Raw genomic sequence first — 17,255 nt, forward strand, 5'->3', positions numbered from 1 at the left:
ATGCGCACCGGATTGATCGCAAAGAAGTTGGGCATGTCCCGACTGTTCAAGGAAGATGGCACGCATGTGCCTGTCACCGTCTTGCATGTTGATGACGTGCAGGTGGTCGACGCCCGTACAGAAGAGCGTGACGGCTATGTTGCCGTGCAGCTTGGTATGGGCAAGGCCAAGGTGAAGAACGTAACGAAGCCCAATCGTGGCCATTTTGCCCGCGTGAAGGTTGAGCCCAAGAAAGTGGTTCGTGAATTCCGGGTGGCGGCGGATGCCGCTCTGGAAATCGGCGCTACTTTGTCTGCGTCCCATTTCGTGGTCGGCCAGAAGGTCGACGTGACGGGGACCAGCAAGGGCAAGGGATTTGCTGGCGCCATGAAGCGCTGGAATTTTGCCGGTCTGGAAGCCTCGCACGGTGTGTCCATTTCGCATCGTTCGCATGGTTCGACCGGTAACCGCCAGGATCCCGGCAAGACCTTCAAGAACAAGAAAATGGCCGGTCACCTGGGCGATGAACGCGTGACCACCTTGAATCTGGAAATCGCTGCGGTCGATCCGGAAAAGAATCTCATCATGGTTCGTGGCTCCATTCCCGGTGCCAAGAACAGTGTCGTTCTCATCCGTGACGCGATCAAGAAAGCCCGCCATGGTGACGCGCCTTATCCGGCCGGCCTTGTGACGGCGGAGGGCTGAGATCATGGAAATCGAAATCAAGACACTTGATAACGGCACCGCTGGCTCCGCCACGCTGCCTGACGAGATTTTTGCCGTCGCACCCCGCGCGGACATCATGGCACGCGTCGTGCACTGGCAGCTTTCCAAGCGCCGTGCGGGCACGCACAAGGTCAAGGGCATGGGCGAAGTGTCCGGCACGACCAAGAAGCCCTACCGCCAGAAAGGCACGGGTAGCGCACGTCAGGGTTCGCTGCGCGCGCCGCAGTACCGGACAGGTGGTGCGGTGCATGGTCCCGTTTCGCGCGATCATGGCTACGACCTGCCCAAGAAGGTCCGTCGCCTGGGTCTGATCTCCGCCCTGTCGCAGAAGGCACGCGACGGCAAGCTGATCGTCCTGCAGTCCGCGACCGGCGTGAGCAAGACCAGCGAACTGGCTGTCAAGCTCAAGGGACTTGGCCTGGTGTCGGCGCTCATTGTCGACGGTGCGGTTGACGAGAACTTCGTGCGCGCCGCGCGGAACCTGCCGCGCATCGACGTTCTGCCCACGATCGGCGCGAACGTGTACGATATTTTGAACCACGAGGTGCTTGCGATCACGCAGGCCGGCCTTGAAGGACTGAAGGAGCGCCTGGCATGACCAACATTCTTGCGCTGCGCAAGAAAGCCGCGCGTCTCTCGCGGGAGGCGTTGTACGATATCGTGCGCACTCCCGTGATTACCGAGAAGGCGACCGCGCTTTCCGAAAAGAACCAGGTTGTGTTCAAGGTCGCGATGTCGGCCAGCAAGCCTGAAATCAAGGTCGCCGTCGAAACGCTGTTCGGGGTGAAGGTTGTTGGCGTCAACACCCTGATCCAGAAGGGCAAGGCCAAGCGCTTCAAGGGGCGTCTGGGTCAGCGTTCCGACGTGAAGAAGGCGTTTGTTCAGCTTGCCGAAGGTCAGTCGATCGATCTGACGGCAAAGCTGGCGTGACCAGGGGTAGAAACTAATGGCACTGAAGCACTTTAATCCTGTCACGCCCAGCCTGCGTGGTACGGTTCTGATCGACCGGTCCGACCTTTGGAAGGGCAAGCCGGTCAAGCAGTTGACTGAAGGCAAGAACAAGACGGGCGGCCGTAACAACAATGGCCGTATCACGTCGCGGTTCCGTGGCGGCGGGCACAAGCAGTCCTACCGTTATGTCGACTTCAAGCGTCGCAAGTTCGACGTTGTCGGCACGGTGGAGCGTCTTGAATACGATCCGAACCGCACGGCGTTCATTGCGCTGATCAAGTACGAAGACGGCGAACTGGCTTATATCCTGGCTCCGCAGCGCCTGAAGGTGGGCGACTCCATCATCGCGGGTGCGCGCGTTGACATCAAGCCGGGCAACGCCATGCCGCTGGCCGCCATTCCGGTGGGGACCATCGTGCACAACATCGAGCTGAAGCAGGGCGCTGGCGGCAAGATGGCACGTTCGGCCGGCACGTATGCGCAGCTGGTGGGCAAGGACGCGGGCTATGCCCAGCTCAAGCTCCAGTCCGGTGAACTGCGTGTCGTGCGCGGTGAATGCATGGCGACGGTTGGCGCGGTCTCGAACCCCGACAACATGAACCAGCACATGGGCAAGGCCGGTCGCGGTCGCTGGCTGGGTCGTCGTCCGCATAACCGCGGCGTCGTCATGAACCCGGTCGATCACCCGCATGGTGGTGGTGAAGGACGTACGTCCGGTGGCCGTCATCCGGTTACGCCGTGGGGCAAGCCCACCAAAGGTTACAAAACTCGGGTCAACAAGCGGACGGACGGTCTGATTATCCGTCGCCGGAAGACCGGCAAGTAAGGGGCAATAGAAGATGGCACGTTCCGTCTGGAAAGGTCCGTTCGTCGACGGGTATCTGCTGAGCAAGGCTGAGGCATCCCGCGCATCGGGCCGCAATGAAGTGATCAAGATCTGGTCACGTCGTTCCACGATTCTTCCTCAGTTCGTGGGACTGACATTCGGTGTTTACAACGGTCAGAAGTTCCTGCCTGTGCAGGTGACGGAGAACATGGTTGGCCATAAGTTTGGCGAATTTTCTCCCACCCGCACCTTTCACGGGCATGGCGCTGACAAGAAGTCGAAGCGGGGCTGAGACCACAGATGAGCAAGCCGAAGCATCCGCGCACGCTCGCGGAAACAGAAGCGCAAGCTATCACGCGTAATATCCGGGTCAGCCCCCGCAAGCTTAATCTTGTGGCCGGCCTGATCCGCAACAAACCTGCCTCCCAGGCAATTGCGACGCTGACATTCTCCAAGCGTCGCATTGCCCAGCAGGTCAAGAAAACGCTGGAAAGCGCGATCGCCAACGCGGAAAACAACCATCAGCTCGATGTCGATCAGCTGGTGGTCAAGACGGCCGAAGTGGGCAAGTCCATTGTCATGCGGCGTTTCCACGCCCGTGGGCGTGGCCGTTCCGCACGCGTTGAGAAGTTTTTCAGTCACCTGAAGATTGTTGTAGCTGAGCGGGCGGTCGAGCCTGAAGCGGCTTCCACCGAGCAGAAGGCGGCCTGAGGTATGGGACATAAAGTCAATCCGATCGGGCTGCGGCTCGGTATCAACCGCACGTGGGACAGCCGCTGGTACGCAGACAGCGACTATTCCCGCCTGCTGCACGAAGACCTGAAGCTGCGCGCCTTCCTGCGCCGTCGGCTGGCGGGTGCGGGTGTGTCCCGCGTGGTGATCGAACGCCCGGCCAAGAAGCCGCGCGTGACCATCTACGCGGCACGTCCTGGCGTGGTGATCGGCAAGAAGGGTCAGGACATCGACGCGCTGCGCAAGGAGCTGACCCGTATGGCTGGCACCGATGTTGCGCTGAACATCGTCGAGATCCGCAAGCCGGAAATCGACGCGACCCTGGTGGCCGAGAACATCGCCCAGCAGCTCGAACGTCGTGTGGCTTTCCGTCGCGCCATGAAGCGCGCCGTGCAGTCCGCCATGCGCCTTGGCGCGCAGGGCATTCGTATCAACTGCTCCGGCCGTCTGGGCGGGGCGGAAATCGCCCGCATCGAGTGGTATCGCGAAGGTCGCGTGCCGCTGCACACGCTGCGCGCCGATATTGATTACGGCACGGCAACCGCCATGACCACCTATGGTGCATGCGGTGTGAAGGTCTGGATCTTCAAGGGCGAAATTCTGGCCCATGATCCGTTGGCTCAGGATCGCAGGGCGGCCGAACAGGCTCCTCAGCGCTGAGGAGAGGGATAAAATACAATGCTTTCCCCGAAGCGGACAAAATTCCGTAAAGCTCATAAAGGCCGCATTCACGGTCTTGCCAAAAGCGGCACCACGCTGAACTTCGGCACGTTTGGTCTCAAGGCGCTTCAGCCCGAACGGATCACCGCGCGCCAGATCGAAGCTTCCCGCCGGGCCATCACCCGCGCGATGAAGCGTGCCGGTCGTGTCTGGATTCGTATCTTTCCGGACATTCCGGTCTCGACAAAGCCCGCGGAAGTGCGTATGGGCTCCGGTAAAGGTTCCCCGGAATACTGGGTGGCCCGTGTGAAGCCTGGTCGCATCCTGTTCGAGATCGAAGGTGTGCCGCCGGAACTGGCGCGTGAAGCGCTGGCTCTTGGTGCGGCAAAGCTGCCGATCAAGACCAAGTTCGTGACCCGAATTGGAGATGCGTGAGATGGCAAAGGCAACGAAGCCGGCTGATTTGCGTGCGAAGACCGCTGACGAGCTGCAGAGCCTTCTTGTCGAGCTGAAGCGTGAACAGCTCAACCTGCGTTTCCAGCAGGCCACGGGCCAGAACGAGTCCCTGAGCCGTATCCGTACGGTTCGTCGTGAAATTGCGCGCATCAAGACGATTGTCGCGCAAAATACTAAGCCAGTGGCGGGTGCAAAAACATCCGCCGCCAATGCCTGAGGAGTTAGCCGATGCCCAAGCGCGTCCTGACCGGGCGTGTGACCAGCGACAAGATGGACAAGACCGTTACGGTTCTTGTCGATCGGCGCGTCATGCATCCGCTGTATAAGAAGTTCATTCGCCGTTCCAAGAAGTACGCGGCGCATGACGAAGACAATATCTGCAAGGTCGGGGATACCGTGCGGATTGAGGAATGTCCTCCCATTTCGCGGCGCAAGACGTGGACCGTGGTTTCCCGCAACGGCGACGCCGTGGGCGCGGAAGCGGTCGCTTCGGCCTAACGTAAGGATATTAGGTTATGATCCATCCCGAGACCAACCTTGAGGTCGCCGACAATTCCGGCGCGCGTCAGGTGCAGTGCATCAAGGTGCTGGGCGGTTCCAAGAGGAAGTCCGCCTCGGTCGGCGACGTGATCGTCGTTTCCGTCAAGGAAGCCATCCCCCGTGGGAAGGTGAAGAAGGGCGACGTTCACCAGGCGGTTATCGTGCGGACATCTTATCCCGTCCGCCGTCCCGATGGGAGCGCCATCCGCTTCGACCGGAACGCGGCCGTGCTGATCAACAAGCAGCAGGAGCCGATCGGCACGCGTATTTTTGGACCGGTTGTGCGTGAACTGCGCGCAAAGAAGTTCATGAAGATCATCTCTCTGGCGCCGGAGGTGCTGTAATGGCTGCCCGTATTAAAAAAGGCGATACGGTTCTCGTCATCAGCGGTTCCTCCAAGGGGACGCAGGGAGAGGTTCTGGAAGTTCGTCCTTCCGAGGATCGCGCCGTGGTTCGTGGCGTGGCGATTGCCAAGCGCCACCAGCGTGCGACCCGCATGGGTGAAGAAGGCGGCATTATTGCTCGTGAAGCGCCCGTTCATCTCTCCAATCTGAAGCTGGTTGATCCGGCCTCCAAGAAGCCGACCCGCGTTGGTTTCAGGGTGCTGGAAAACGGCAAGAAAGTTCGTGTTGCGAAAGCAACTGGCGAAGTGATTGAAAGCTGAGAGACCTGGAATGAGTGCGCATAACGAAAGTCGTTCCCTTCCGCGCCTTCAACAGCGCTACAAGGACGAAATGCGGGCCAAGCTGAAAGAGCAGTTTGGCTACAGCAATGAAATGCAGGTGCCCCGGCTCGAGAAGATCGTCCTGAACATGGGCGTTGGCGAAGCCGCGGGTGACCAGAAGAAGCTTGATGCCGCTGTTGCGGAAATGACGCTGATCGCGGGCCAGAAGCCCGTGAAGACGCTGGCCAAGAAGGCGATCGCGGGTTTCAAGATCCGTGAAGGTCTGCCGATTGGCTGCAAGGTGACCCTGCGCCGGGTGAGAATGTACGAATTTCTCGACCGCCTGGTGACGATCGCCATGCCGCGTATCCGCGATTTCCGCGGCCTGCCCGCGACAAAAGGCTTTGACGGACGCGGCAACTTCGCGCTGGGCCTGAAAGAGCAGATCATCTTCCCCGAAATCGATTACGACAAGGTGGATGATGTGCGCGGCATGGACGTCGTGTTTGTAACCAGCGCTAAAACCGATGCGGAAGCCAAGGCTCTGCTGAAGGCATTTGATCTTCCCTTCGTGGGGTGATACAGGCTGGCGTAATTGTGTGATCTTGGAAAACCATCGAAGGTTTTCGAAGGGTTCCGGAGGTAAAGTTGTATGGCTAAAACATCTGCCATCCTGCGTAATGCGAAGCGCGCGCGCATGGCGGCACGGGATAAAGAGAAGCGTACCGCTCTCAAGAATATCGTAATGGACCGGTCTCTGCCCGTGGAAGACCGGTTTGACGCGTCCCTGAAACTGGCTGAATTGCCGCGTAACGGCTCTCGCGTGCGCGTTCGGCTGCGTTGCAAGCTGACCGGCCGTTCTCGCGGTAACTACCGCAAGTTCGAGCTGTGTCGTATCGCTTTCCGTGATCTGGCGTCTACCGGCCAGATTCCGGGAGTGGTGAAAGCAAGCTGGTAAGGGCGGGACATGTCACTTTCTGATCCGTTGGGTGATATGCTCACCCGTATTCGTAACGCTCAGCGTGCGCGTCACAACTCCTGCGTGGCTCCGGCGTCCAGCCTGCGTGCCAATGTGCTTGAGGCGCTGCAGCGCGAGGGTTACATCCGTGGCTACAAGCGTGAGGAAATCCGCAAGGGTATCGCTCAGCTTCACATCGAGCTGAAATACGCCGAGGGTGAGCCGGTCATTCGTGAAATCCAGCGCGTTTCCCGCCCTGGCCGCCGCGTTTATTCCAAAATCAAGGAACTGCCGCGCGTGCGCGCCGGGCTGGGTGTTTCCATCCTGTCCACGCCGCGTGGTGTTCTGTCCGATGTAGAGGCACGGGCCGCCAATGTTGGCGGCGAAGTCCTCTGCCGCGTATTCTAAGGGGGATACATACATGTCACGTGTAGGCAAGTATCCCGTGGATGTGCCGGCAGGGGTCAGCGTTTCCATCGTGGATGGCCTGTTCAAGGCCAAAGGTAAGCTGGGCGAGTTGTCCCTGCCGATTTCCTCGCACGTTACCGCGGAAGTGCAGGACAGCAAGGTCGTCGTGCAGCCGGTTGGCACCGCCAGCCAGGCGCGCATGATGTGGGGCACCACGCGTGCGCTGATCGCGTCTGCCGTCAAGGGTGTTTCCGAAGGGTTCTCCAAGACCCTGGAAATCAACGGCACCGGTTATCGTGCAGCCGTGCAGGGCTCCAACCTGGTGCTCAATCTCGGTTTTTCCCACGACGTGGTCTATCCGATCCCGGCTGGTATCAAGATTTCCACCCCGCGGCCGACGGCTGTCGTGGTAGAGGGGATTGATAAGCAGCGTGTGGGTCAGGTGGCACTGGACATTCGTAGCTACCGCAAGCCGGAACCCTACAAGGGCAAGGGCGTGCGTTATGATACGGAGACCATTCGTCGCAAGGAAGGCAAGAAGAAATAATGAGCACTCAGCAGGAATTGCGGAACCGGCGGCGTGCGCGCCTTCGTTTCCAGCTTCGCCGCAAGGCTGGTGGCCGTCCTCGTCTGTCGGTCTTCCGGTCTGGCAAGAATATTTACGCTCAGGTGATCGACGACGCGCAGGGTATCACCCTCGCTTCGGCGTCCACGCTGGATAAGGAACTGCGGGCTGGCCTCAAGACCGGCGCAACGCAGGACAGCGCTGGTGCTGTTGGCAAGCTGGTTGCACAGCGTGCCGTTGCGGCTGGCGTCTCCCAGGTTGTTTTCGACCGGGGATCTTATCTTTATCACGGGCGTGTGAAGGCCCTGGCGGAGGCGGCCCGAGAGGGCGGTCTCTCCTTCTGAGGAAAGGATCACGCAATGGCTCGTGAACCAAGAGAAGGCGGTCGTGGCGGCCGTGAGCGTGAGCGCGAAGCTGATGAGCTGGTAGACAAGCTGGTTACCATCAATCGCGTCGCGAAAGTTGTGAAGGGTGGTCGGCGCTTTGCCTTTGCTGCTCTGGTCGTCGTTGGTGACCAGAAGGGGCGTGTGGGCTTCGGCGCGGGCAAGGCCCGTGAAGTGCCTGAGGCGATCCGCAAGGCGACGGAACGTGCCAAGCGCGCCATGATCCGTGTGCCCATGAAGGAAGGGCGCACGCTGCATCATGACGTGGCGGGCCATTTCGGTGCCGGCAAGGTGATCCTGCGTTCGGCGGAAGCCGGGACGGGTATCATCGCGGGTGGGCCGATGCGCGCCGTGTTTGAAAGCCTCGGGATCAATGACGTGGTGGCCAAGTCCCTGGGGACCCGGAACCCCCACAACATGGTCAAGGCGACGTTCGACGCCCTGACGCGCTGCGCCAGCCCCCGTGCTGTCGCCAACCGTCGTGGCAAGAAAGTGGCTGAGATTTTCGGCAAGCGTGACCAGGCTGCCGGTGCGGAGGCCGCCGATGTCTGAGAAAAAAACCTTCAAGGTCGTGCAGGTTGCCTCCGGAAACGGTCGCAAGCCCGGCCAGAAAGAAACCCTGATCGGGCTGGGTCTGAACAAGATCGGCCGTGAGAAGGTTCTGGAAGATACCCCGTCCACACGGGGTATGGTCCGCAAGGTAGCCCACCTGGTGAAGGTGGAGGATTGACATGAAACTGAATGAACTTCGCGATAACGAAGGCTCGCGCTACCGCAAGAAGCGCCTTGGGCGCGGTATCGGTTCCGGCAAGGGCAAGACGTCCGGTAAGGGTGTGAAGGGCCAGAAGGCACGTGAGGGTGTGTCCCTGAACGGGTTTGAAGGTGGTCAGCTCCCCATCTATCGTCGTCTGCCCAAGCGCGGTTTCAAGAACATCTTTCGCAAGGTCTATGCCCCCGTTAATCTGGGTGCGATCGAACAGGCCCTGGCGGATGGCAAGCTTGAAAACGGTGCTCCGGTGACGGAAGAAGCGCTCAAGAAGGCTGGCCTAGTCGGCACCGGCAAGTACGCCGGGGTGCGTATCCTGGGCGAGGGTGAGCTGACAAAGGGCGTCACGTTCGAAGTGTCGGGCGTTTCGGCCTCGGCCCGGGCGGCTATCGAGAAGGTCGGCGGCAGCATCACGCTGCTGGCGGCTCCGGTGGTGGAAGCCAGCGCCTCCTGATCATGGGCAGGGGAGAACGGTGCTTGCAACTGTTCTCCCTTTTTCCTGTTCGTATCGGAAATGCGGCCTGGATTTTCCGGGCCGACATGCCAGCGTCGCCACACCCCGTGGTGGCGCTGTTTGTGTGAAAGGACGGATGCATGGCTTCCGCGGCCGAACAACTGGCTGCCAACTTTAACGTCGGCTCGTTCGCCAAGGCGACAGAACTCAAGAAGCGGATCTGGTTTACGCTGGGTGCCCTGATTGTTTATCGCCTGGGCACCTACATTCCGGTTCCCGGAGTGGACGCCACGGTTATGGGGCAGCTGCTTGCGCAGCATCAGGGCGGTATTCTGGGCATGTTCAACATGTTCACCGGCGGTGCGCTGGGGCGCATGACGGTGTTCGCCCTGAATATCATGCCCTACATTTCAGCGTCGATTATCGTGCAGTTGATGTCGACCGCCATCCCCTCGCTTGAATCGCTCAAGAAGGAAGGGGAGTCTGGGCGCAAGAAGCTCAACGCCTACACGCGCTACCTGACGGTGCTGATCGCCGTCTTCCAGGCTTATGGCATCGCCCTGGGGCTGGAGAACGTGCAGAGCGGGGCTGCGGTGGTCAATCCTGGCCCGTTGTTCCTGGTCACCTGTGTGACCGCCCTGGTGGGGGGTACCATGTTCCTCATGTGGCTGGGCGAGCAGATTACGTCGCGCGGCGTGGGCAACGGCATATCGCTGATCATTTTCGCCGGTATTGTCGCCAACCTGCCGCACGCCTTGGCCAGCCTCTTCGAACTGGGGTACACCGGGGCACTTTCACCTATTTTCGTGCTGCTGTTCCTTGTCCTGGCGGCGGTGACGATCATGTTCATCGTCTTCATGGAACAGGCGCAGCGTCGCGTGGTGATCCAGTATCCCAAACGGCAGATGGGCCAGCGCATGTTCGGCGGCGATACGACGCATATGCCGCTCAAGGTGAATACGGCCGGGGTCATCCCGCCCATTTTCGCCTCATCCGTGCTGCTTATTCCCGTCACGCTGGCGGGGTTGATGAACGGGAAGTCCCTGCCGGGCTGGGTGTCCTTCCTGGGTGAGGAACTGGGGCAGGGGCAGCCGCTCTATATGCTGTTCTATGCGCTGATGATCATCTTCTTTTCGTATTTCTATGCGGCGGTCACTTTCAACCCGACGGAAACGGCCGATAACCTGCGCAAGCAGGGTGGCTTTATTCCCGGCGTGCGCCCCGGCGCTGCGACGGCATCCTATTTCGACCGGATACTGACGCGGCTGACGACAATCGGCGCCGCCTACATGGTTGCCGTGTGTCTTCTGCCACAGATACTGATCAGCCACTATAATGTGCCGTTCTACTTTGGCGGGACGAGCCTGATCATTATCGTCTCGGTCACGATTGATACGGTCACGCAGATTCAATCGCACCTGGTGGCGCACCAGTACCAGGGTCTGATGCGCAAGGGACGGGGTGCGAGGAAGCAGAGGATTATCCGGCGATGAACATCATTTTCCTGGGCCCCCCGGGTGCCGGCAAGGGAACACAGTCCAAACTGCTGGAAGAGCGTTATGGGCTGGTACAGATCTCGACCGGGGACATGCTGCGTGCCGAAGTGGCCAGCGGCTCCGCCATCGGGGCGGAGGCGAAGGCCCTGATGCATGCCGGCAAGCTCGTGCCCGACGCCCTGATCATTGCCATGCTCAAGGATCGTATCGCCCAGAAGGATTGCCAGAACGGGTTTATCCTAGACGGCTTTCCGCGCACGCTCGCGCAGGCCGAGGAACTGGACCAGATGCTCAAGGCGGACGGGAAGCGCATCGACGTGGTGCTGTTCCTGAACGTGGATGAGGAAATCCTGGCCGACCGGATTTCCGGTCGTTTCACCTGCGCGAATTGCGGGCGGACCTATAACGAGGTCTCCAACCCGCCCAAGCAGGCCGGCGTGTGCGATGCCTGTGGCAGCCATGAATTCAAGCGCCGTGCCGACGACAAGCGTGAGACAGTCGTGGAGCGGTTGAAGGAGTATCGGAAGCTGACGGCGCCGATTCTACCGTTTTATGAAAAACTGGGTCTTCTCCACACCATAAACGGGATGCTTCCCGCTGAAGGCGTGACCGCGGAAATCGAAGCAGCGCTTGGGGAAAACCCTGCGCTCACGAAGAAGTGAACAGTTTTCGTTGACTTGTGCCGGTGGTCGGTATATTTCGCGGCCACCAAGTGAAATCCGCCCATAGAAGGGCTATGAGCCGTTCGCCGACAAGGCGGGCGAACAGGAGTATAAGGCGTGGCACGTATTGCCGGCGTGAATGTCCCGACCACCAAGCGGGTTGTGATCGGGCTTCAGTATATTTACGGGATTGGCGCGACAAGGGCTGCGGACATCTGCAAGGCGACGGGTATTTCCGAAGCCAAGCGCGTGAACGAGCTGAGCGACGATGAAATCCAGAAGCTGCGCGAAGTGATCGATGGCGATTACCGCGTGGAGGGCGACCTTCGCCGCGAAGTGGCGATGAACATCAAGCGCCTGATGGACCTGGGCTGCTACCGTGGCCTGCGCCACCGTCGTGGCCTGCCGGTGCGTGGTCAGCGGACCCACACCAACGCCCGCACCCGCAAGGGCAAGGCCGTGGCGATCGCCGGCAAGAAGAAAGTCACGCGTTAATCCAATTTTTGCTAAAAGCCCGGCCTGCACATGCAGGATCCGGGCAGGGGCTGGGGTAGAAAAGACATGGCGAAAGCCGCAACACCGCGTGTTCGCAAAAAAGAACGTAAGAACATTATTTCTGGCGTGGCGCACGTGCTCTCCACATTCAACAACACCATGATCACCATTTCGGACGCGCAGGGGAATGCGATCTCCTGGTCTTCCGCTGGTGCGCAGGGCTTCAAGGGGTCACGCAAGTCCACGCCGTATGCGGCGCAGGTGGCTGCCGAGGATGCCGGCCGCAAGGCCCGCGAACACGGCATGGAAACGCTCGAGATCGAAGTTTCCGGTCCCGGTTCGGGGCGTGAGAGCGCTCTTCGGGCACTGCAGGCTGTTGGTTTTGTCATTACCTCCATTCGTGATATGACGCCGGTTCCGCACAATGGCTGCCGGCCGCGCAAGCGCCGTCGCGTCTAACGCCTGAGCGGGAAGCGGCCCCCTGCGCAGGGGCCGCTTTTCAGTTGTTGTGTCCACTTCAGAGAAATCGCTGCCCGGCAGTGATTTTTCCTATTGAAAGGCCGGTACCTTGGTCCTTCAGAAAAACTGGCAATCTCTGATCAAGCCAGAGAAGCTTGAAGTCGAATCCGGTGTCGAGCCCGCCCGCATCGCAACCGTCGTGGCGGAGCCTCTGGAGCGCGGTTTCGGCATGACGCTGGGCAATGCGCTGCGTCGCGTGCTGCTGTCTTCCCTTCAGGGGGCGGCTGTCACCGCAGTGCAGATCGACGGCGTGCTGCATGAGTTCTCGTCTGTTGCGGGTGTGCGCGAAGATGTCACCGACATCGTCCTCAACATCAAGCAGCTGGCGTTGCGCATGCACGGCGAAGGGCCCAAGCGCATGGTGCTGACGGCGACCGGCCCGGGCGAAATTCGCGCCAGCCAGATCCAGACCGGGCATGATATCGAAATCATGAATCCCGATCTCGTGATCTGCACGCTGGATGACGGCGTGAAGCTTGGCATGGAATTCATCGTCAATACGGGCAAGGGCTATGTTGCGGCGGCGTCCAACCGCCCGGAAGATGCGCCGATCGGCCTTATTCCGGTGGATGCCATTTATTCGCCCGTCAAGCGCGTGTCCTACAAGGTGGAGCCCACGCGTGTGGGGCAGGTCACCGATTATGACAAGCTGCTGCTGACGGTTGAGACGAATGGCGCGGTAACGCCGGAAGACGCCGTGGCCCTGGCCGCGCGCATCCTGCAGGACCAGCTCCAGCTCTTCATCAACTTCGATGAGCCGCGCCCGGTCCAGGCGGATGAGCCGGAAGATGACCTGCCGTTCAACCGCAACCTGCTGCGCAAGGTCGATGAGCTTGAGCTGTCGGTGCGCAGTGCCAACTGCCTGAAGAACGACAACATCATCTATATCGGGGACCTGGTTCAGAAGAGCGAGCAGGAAATGCTGCGCACGCCGAACTTCGGCCGCAAGTCCCTGAACGAAATCAAGGAAGTTCTGACCTCCATGGGGCTGTCCTTGGGTATGAATGTGCCGGCCTGGCCGCCGGAAAATATCGAAGAGCTGGCCAAGCGGCTTGATGAGCCGTTTTAAGTCACCTTTTCAGACATCTAGGAACTGAACCATGCGTCACCGTATTGCCGGCAGGAAGCTCGGCGTTACTTCTTCCCATCGTGCAGCCATGTTCCGCAACATGGCTGTGGCCCTGATCAAGCACGAGCAGATCACCACGACCCTGCCCAAGGCGAAGGAACTTCGCCCCGTGGTGGAAAAGCTGATTACGCTCGGCAAGCGCGGCGACCTGCACGCCCGTCGTCAGGCCCATGCCGTGCTGCGTGACGATGTGATCGTTCGCAAGCTGTTTGCGGCAATTGCCGAGCGCTACAAGGCCCGTGCGGGTGGTTACACGCGCGTCCTGCGCGCTGGCGTGCGCTATGGCGATGCGGCCCCGATGGCGGTGATCGAACTGGTGGATCGCGATGTCAGCGCGAAGGGCCAGGATAGCGGCCCCCGCCCTGAGGTTGAAGATAAGCAGGATCTGGCTGCCTGATCGGCACTAACCCGTTGCTTTTAAAAAAGCTGGCTCGAATTTCGGGCCGGCTTTTTTTATGTTCAGTCGATTTTGAAGCGTGGAAGTGATCTAAATTCTGTAAAAACAAGGAAATTTTATATTTTCACTTATATAAAGTGTGAGATAATGTGGCGCTCCACGATGTGTGGTGAGTATATAGCCTGCCAGGGCGGGGTGGTAATGATATGAGACGTTTATTTCTGAAGCTGCTTGTGGGTGTCAGCCTGTTCGCGGCAGGGGTGTCGGGCCGGGCCGAAGCGAATGAGACCGTGCGTGTCGGTTACATTCCGGTTCTGGGTTCGTCTGCCCTGTTCGTTCTGGACGGAATGGGCTGGGCCAAACAGGCCGGGCTGGACGTGCAGCTTGTACGCTTTACCTCTGGCCCGCAGGCCATTCAGGCCCTGGTGTCAGGCCGGATCGATGCCTATGTGGCGGGCGTTCTGCCGCTGTTGCAGGCACGCGCGCACGGCGTGGATGTCAAGGTGGTGGCCGTGGGCTCGGTCGAGGAACTCTCGGTCGTCGCACGCGGGGCACTTGCCGCAGCCGCCCAGCAGGTTGGCCAGCAGGCTGGATCGGCGGGCGGGCTGTCCGCGCAGGGCATGAAGGACGCGCTGGGCCAGTTCAGCAAGACGCAGGGACATGTAGCGAAGCTGGCTGCCCAGCCCCCCGGTTCCGTGCCGGACACGCTGGCGCGCTACTGGCTGAAGAAGCAGCTTGGCGTTGCGGATATCAACTCTGTGGCGTCCATTGTCGGGTTGGATATCGACGCGGCGCAGCAGGCGTTCCTGGCGGGTGCGGTGGATGCCGCCGTCCTGCGTGAACCTGCGGTGACGGTGGTGACGGCGCGCGTTCCCGGTGCGCGGATTTTTGCCACCGGGCATGACATGATGCCCGATCAGCCGGGGTCCGTGCTGGCGATTGTCCGCCCCAATACGCCCGATCACCAGGCCTGGGCCAAGACGCTGACCGCCCTGTTCGTGCGGGCCACCACCCTGCTGGCGCAAAAGCCCGACGATGCGGCACCTTACGTGCAGAAGGCATTGGGCGGCGGCCTGCTGAGCGATGATATCATGAAAAAGGCGCTGGAGCGTTCGGCCCCGGATTTTGTCAGCGATCCCGCGCGGATCGAAGGCTCGGTGAAGGAGCTTCAGGCTTTCGAGGTAGCCCAGGGGCTGCTGCGCCAGGAACAGCCGGTGGAAGACCTGTTTGACCTCACATTATGGCGGCAGGCCCAGCAGTGAAGGAAGGATTGGGTCGTTCAACGCGTATCGGGCTGAGTCTTCTCGGGCTGGTTCTTTTCTTCGGCGGGTGGGAAATTGCCGTGCGTCTGGGTGCCTTGCCGGCTGGCATGGTACCCGCGCCAAGCGATCTGGGACCGGCCTGGCTGGCCGAAATTCGCGGCGGTTTCTGGCAGCAGGCCATTCTGGACAGCCTGCACCATTATTGCCTCGGGCTGCTGATCGGCTCCGTCCTAGGGGCTGGCATGGGTATTCTGTGCGGCATGGGTGCCGTGCTGGACAATCTGCTCGAAGGGGTGGTGCGCCTGTTGCGGCCGGTGCCCGGCCTGGCCTGGGTGCCGTTTGCCATTCTGTGGTTCGGGCTGAACACCGCCGGGGCGACCTTCGTGATCGCGATCTCGGTTTTCTGGATCAATTTCTACGCCGCCCATAGTGCTGTGCGCGGGGTTGACCCGGAACTGTTCGAATTGTCGGCAGCCTTCGGGCATGGCGGTTTCTGGGGCCGGTTGCTCAAGGTCGTGCTGCCCGCATCGGCGCCCGGCATCATGGCAGGGCTGCGCACCGGGCTAGGGCAGGGGTGGATGTCCGTGGTGGCGGCGGAGCTTTTCGGCGTGCCGGGCATTGGCGCACGCATGATGCAGGCATCCAGCCTCTTGGCGACGGACGTGGTCGTCGTTTACATGCTGACCATGGCTTTGTTGTACGCAATTACCGATTTCCTGTTCGGTCTCGTTCGCAACTGGGTTCTCCGGTGGCAACCATGACCGAGGCAGACATGGTGGCCCGCCTGGACAAGGTGGGCTTTTCGCATGATGGCGGGAAAAGCTTTGTTTTCCGCGATGTCAGCCTCAGCCTGCGGCATGGGGAATTCGTGGCCGTTCTGGGTCCGTCGGGCGTTGGCAAGTCCACCCTGCTGCGGGTGCTGATGGGGCTGGTCCGCCCGACCGAAGGGCTGGTGGGCGGGCGGGCCTGTGCCGTGGGGTCCGGTCAGGTGGAGGGCGGACGACGCAGCCGGGCCATGGTGTTCCAGGACGCCAGGCTGATGCCGTGGCGTTCGGTCATGCGCAATGTGGAATTCGGGCTTGAAGGGCTTGGCCTTGCGGCTACGGCCCGGCGTGAGCGGGCGTTGAAGGCGCTGCAACTGGTCGGACTGGAAGGTGAGGCCACGCGCTGGCCCCGGCGCCTGTCAGGTGGGCAGAGGCAGCGCGTGGGGGTTGCCCGGGCACTGACCGTGGACCCCGACCTGCTGCTGATGGACGAACCATTCGGCGCCCTGGACCCCATAACGCGCAGCGGCTTGCAGGAAGAACTGGGCCGGATCTGGGCGCAGACACGCAAGACCGTTCTGTTCGTGACCCACGACATAGAGGAAGCCCTGCGTCTGGCGACCCGTGTGGTGGTGCTGGCCGGCGGCCCGCCCGCCCATATAACGGGCGAGATCGTGCTGAATCTGCCTGACCGTAGCCCCGACAGCCCCGCTTTCAGAACCTATGCGGCGCGGCTGCGGGCCATGATCGGGGGTGAGCCCGATCCGGGTGGTGCGCCATATTGGCGTTCGGCCGAAATCTAGGGAAGGCCGGGCCGGCAGGACAGGCGTTACAGGACTGGCGTTAGCCCCGGCACGTGCCCTGGCCTAGCATGACGTTGTGGCGCTGCTGGGGTAGCCTGGCCGGGCATGGGCGGAACGCAAGGGTGCCGTTATGTTAACGCTCCCTAAACCCTTTGTGTGGAAGGACGTTTTTCAATGAGCGCTGATCGTAAAGTTCATTATGTGCTGGAAGAGGGCGTTGGAAGTGTGCAGGATGGCGTGGAGGGTCTTTTCAGCCGGCTGAAAAGTTACGATGCCTTGCAGCCCCACTCACGCTGTGCGGCAAGCGAGGCGTGCAGGGATATCGTGATCGACCAGCCGGGCCTTGCTCTTGCCACCAGCGCTTTCGCGGGCTTCCTTGCCGGGGCCTTGCTCAAACGCCGTCAATAATTGGTCCTGCCCTTCCCTTGGGGGATGGCAGGGGAAAAACAGGAGGCTGTCTCGTATGTTGAAACTGGCTTTATTTTTTCTTGTCGTCTCGCTTGTCGCGGGTGTGTTCGGCTTTGGCGGCATTTCTTCCGCGGCGGCAGGAGTGGCGAAAATCCTGTTTTTCCTGGCCATCATTCTGTTCGTGGCCTTTCTCGTGGTCGCCCTTCTCTTCGGCCGTTCGGTCATGAAATAGGGCGCGCGGGAAAAAACGCA

The 17,255-nt window shown here is 60.7% G+C and carries 31 protein-coding genes; all 31 read left to right on the forward strand.

The features are described 5' to 3' along the window. A complete protein-coding gene (rplC, locus tag J2D77_RS01865) occupies positions 1–684 on the forward strand; it encodes a 50S ribosomal protein L3 (RefSeq protein WP_207844530.1) in 684 nt (227 codons plus the stop codon). A 4-nt stretch (positions 685–688) separates the two neighbouring features. Continuing rightward, positions 689–1,303 carry a 50S ribosomal protein L4 gene (gene rplD / locus J2D77_RS01870; RefSeq protein ID WP_207844532.1) on the forward strand — a complete coding sequence of 205 codons (615 nt, stop codon included), beginning with the start codon at positions 689–691 and terminating at the stop codon, positions 1,301–1,303. After that, positions 1,300–1,635: a 50S ribosomal protein L23 gene (locus J2D77_RS01875; RefSeq protein WP_207844534.1), complete on the forward strand. Its 336-nt coding sequence runs from the start codon at positions 1,300–1,302 to the stop codon at positions 1,633–1,635. The genes rplD and J2D77_RS01875 overlap by 4 nt, the downstream gene beginning before the upstream one ends. Before the next feature lie 16 nt (positions 1,636–1,651). Continuing rightward, positions 1,652–2,482 carry a 50S ribosomal protein L2 gene (rplB, locus tag J2D77_RS01880; RefSeq protein ID WP_207844536.1) on the forward strand — a complete coding sequence of 277 codons (831 nt, stop codon included), beginning with the start codon at positions 1,652–1,654 and terminating at the stop codon, positions 2,480–2,482. A gap of 13 nt (positions 2,483–2,495) precedes the next feature. Continuing rightward, positions 2,496–2,774, forward strand: coding sequence for a 30S ribosomal protein S19 (gene rpsS, locus J2D77_RS01885; protein WP_006557760.1), 279 nt, complete (start codon positions 2,496–2,498; stop codon positions 2,772–2,774). Positions 2,775–2,782: 8 nt separating this feature from the next. Further along, on the forward strand, positions 2,783–3,193 hold the full coding sequence (rplV, locus tag J2D77_RS01890; RefSeq protein WP_207844537.1) for a 50S ribosomal protein L22: 411 nt from the start codon (positions 2,783–2,785) through the stop codon (positions 3,191–3,193). Between the two features lie 3 nt (positions 3,194–3,196). Continuing rightward, positions 3,197–3,874, forward strand: coding sequence for a 30S ribosomal protein S3 (gene rpsC, locus J2D77_RS01895; protein WP_207844539.1), 678 nt, complete (start codon positions 3,197–3,199; stop codon positions 3,872–3,874). A gap of 18 nt (positions 3,875–3,892) precedes the next feature. Further along, positions 3,893–4,309, forward strand: coding sequence for a 50S ribosomal protein L16 (gene rplP, locus J2D77_RS01900; protein WP_048852983.1), 417 nt, complete (start codon positions 3,893–3,895; stop codon positions 4,307–4,309). A gap of 1 nt (position 4,310) precedes the next feature. After that, positions 4,311–4,547, forward strand: a complete 237-nt coding sequence (rpmC, locus tag J2D77_RS01905; protein ID WP_207844541.1) for a 50S ribosomal protein L29 — start codon at positions 4,311–4,313, stop codon at positions 4,545–4,547. Positions 4,548–4,558: 11 nt separating this feature from the next. Next, entirely contained in the window at positions 4,559–4,828 is a 270-nt protein-coding gene (rpsQ, locus tag J2D77_RS01910; protein WP_207844543.1) for a 30S ribosomal protein S17, read from the forward strand. Positions 4,829–4,845: 17 nt separating this feature from the next. Next, positions 4,846–5,214, forward strand: coding sequence for a 50S ribosomal protein L14 (gene rplN, locus J2D77_RS01915; protein WP_207844545.1), 369 nt, complete (start codon positions 4,846–4,848; stop codon positions 5,212–5,214). Next, positions 5,214–5,534: a 50S ribosomal protein L24 gene (rplX, locus tag J2D77_RS01920; protein WP_207844547.1), complete on the forward strand. Its 321-nt coding sequence runs from the start codon at positions 5,214–5,216 to the stop codon at positions 5,532–5,534. The genes rplN and rplX overlap by 1 nt, the downstream gene beginning before the upstream one ends. Positions 5,535–5,544: 10 nt before the next feature. Then, complete coding sequence (gene rplE / locus J2D77_RS01925) at positions 5,545–6,114, forward strand: 50S ribosomal protein L5 (RefSeq protein WP_207844549.1); 570 nt, start codon at positions 5,545–5,547, stop codon at positions 6,112–6,114. A 72-nt stretch (positions 6,115–6,186) separates the two neighbouring features. After that, positions 6,187–6,492 (forward strand): 30S ribosomal protein S14, encoded by a 306-nt coding sequence (rpsN, locus tag J2D77_RS01930; protein ID WP_207844551.1) that lies wholly within the window; start codon positions 6,187–6,189, stop codon positions 6,490–6,492. A 9-nt stretch (positions 6,493–6,501) separates the two neighbouring features. Further along, positions 6,502–6,900 (forward strand): 30S ribosomal protein S8, encoded by a 399-nt coding sequence (gene rpsH / locus J2D77_RS01935; protein ID WP_207844553.1) that lies wholly within the window; start codon positions 6,502–6,504, stop codon positions 6,898–6,900. A 13-nt stretch (positions 6,901–6,913) separates the two neighbouring features. After that, entirely contained in the window at positions 6,914–7,447 is a 534-nt protein-coding gene (gene rplF / locus J2D77_RS01940) for a 50S ribosomal protein L6 (RefSeq protein ID WP_207844555.1), read from the forward strand. Then, positions 7,447–7,809: a 50S ribosomal protein L18 gene (gene rplR, locus J2D77_RS01945; protein WP_207844557.1), complete on the forward strand. Its 363-nt coding sequence runs from the start codon at positions 7,447–7,449 to the stop codon at positions 7,807–7,809. Before rplF ends, rplR begins: the two co-directional genes overlap by 1 nt. Before the next feature lie 15 nt (positions 7,810–7,824). Further along, positions 7,825–8,400 (forward strand): 30S ribosomal protein S5, encoded by a 576-nt coding sequence (rpsE, locus tag J2D77_RS01950; RefSeq protein ID WP_207844559.1) that lies wholly within the window; start codon positions 7,825–7,827, stop codon positions 8,398–8,400. After that, positions 8,393–8,578: a 50S ribosomal protein L30 gene (gene rpmD, locus J2D77_RS01955; protein ID WP_141374292.1), complete on the forward strand. Its 186-nt coding sequence runs from the start codon at positions 8,393–8,395 to the stop codon at positions 8,576–8,578. Before rpsE ends, rpmD begins: the two co-directional genes overlap by 8 nt. Before the next feature lies 1 nt (position 8,579). Next, positions 8,580–9,068 carry a 50S ribosomal protein L15 gene (gene rplO, locus J2D77_RS01960; protein ID WP_207844561.1) on the forward strand — a complete coding sequence of 163 codons (489 nt, stop codon included), beginning with the start codon at positions 8,580–8,582 and terminating at the stop codon, positions 9,066–9,068. Positions 9,069–9,208: 140 nt separating this feature from the next. Beyond that, positions 9,209–10,561: a preprotein translocase subunit SecY gene (gene secY / locus J2D77_RS01965; protein WP_207844563.1), complete on the forward strand. Its 1,353-nt coding sequence runs from the start codon at positions 9,209–9,211 to the stop codon at positions 10,559–10,561. Then, a complete protein-coding gene (locus tag J2D77_RS01970) occupies positions 10,558–11,226 on the forward strand; it encodes an adenylate kinase (protein ID WP_207844565.1) in 669 nt (222 codons plus the stop codon). The genes secY and J2D77_RS01970 overlap by 4 nt, the downstream gene beginning before the upstream one ends. 117 nt (positions 11,227–11,343) lie before the next feature. Beyond that, positions 11,344–11,721, forward strand: coding sequence for a 30S ribosomal protein S13 (gene rpsM / locus J2D77_RS01975; RefSeq protein ID WP_207844567.1), 378 nt, complete (start codon positions 11,344–11,346; stop codon positions 11,719–11,721). A 66-nt stretch (positions 11,722–11,787) separates the two neighbouring features. After that, positions 11,788–12,180, forward strand: coding sequence for a 30S ribosomal protein S11 (gene rpsK, locus J2D77_RS01980; RefSeq protein WP_207844569.1), 393 nt, complete (start codon positions 11,788–11,790; stop codon positions 12,178–12,180). A gap of 109 nt (positions 12,181–12,289) precedes the next feature. Continuing rightward, positions 12,290–13,309, forward strand: coding sequence for a DNA-directed RNA polymerase subunit alpha (locus tag J2D77_RS01985; RefSeq protein WP_207844571.1), 1,020 nt, complete (start codon positions 12,290–12,292; stop codon positions 13,307–13,309). Between the two features lie 31 nt (positions 13,310–13,340). Beyond that, on the forward strand, positions 13,341–13,766 hold the full coding sequence (rplQ, locus tag J2D77_RS01990; RefSeq protein WP_207844573.1) for a 50S ribosomal protein L17: 426 nt from the start codon (positions 13,341–13,343) through the stop codon (positions 13,764–13,766). Between the two features lie 206 nt (positions 13,767–13,972). Beyond that, a complete protein-coding gene (locus J2D77_RS01995; protein ID WP_207844575.1) occupies positions 13,973–15,028 on the forward strand; it encodes an ABC transporter substrate-binding protein in 1,056 nt (351 codons plus the stop codon). After that, positions 15,007–15,789, forward strand: coding sequence for an ABC transporter permease (locus J2D77_RS02000; RefSeq protein ID WP_230975402.1), 783 nt, complete (start codon positions 15,007–15,009; stop codon positions 15,787–15,789). The genes J2D77_RS01995 and J2D77_RS02000 overlap by 22 nt, the downstream gene beginning before the upstream one ends. Further along, positions 15,777–16,595 carry an ABC transporter ATP-binding protein gene (locus tag J2D77_RS02005; RefSeq protein WP_207844579.1) on the forward strand — a complete coding sequence of 273 codons (819 nt, stop codon included), beginning with the start codon at positions 15,777–15,779 and terminating at the stop codon, positions 16,593–16,595. The genes J2D77_RS02000 and J2D77_RS02005 overlap by 13 nt, the downstream gene beginning before the upstream one ends. A 174-nt stretch (positions 16,596–16,769) precedes the next feature. Next, positions 16,770–17,003 (forward strand): hypothetical protein, encoded by a 234-nt coding sequence (locus J2D77_RS02010; protein WP_207844581.1) that lies wholly within the window; start codon positions 16,770–16,772, stop codon positions 17,001–17,003. A gap of 55 nt (positions 17,004–17,058) precedes the next feature. Next, complete coding sequence (locus tag J2D77_RS02015; protein ID WP_207844583.1) at positions 17,059–17,235, forward strand: DUF1328 domain-containing protein; 177 nt, start codon at positions 17,059–17,061, stop codon at positions 17,233–17,235. Positions 17,236–17,255 lie beyond the last annotated feature (20 nt).

Origin of the sequence: Acetobacter garciniae, assembly GCF_017377735.1 — a bacterium.
Classification (GTDB): domain Bacteria; phylum Pseudomonadota; class Alphaproteobacteria; order Acetobacterales; family Acetobacteraceae; genus Acetobacter; species Acetobacter garciniae.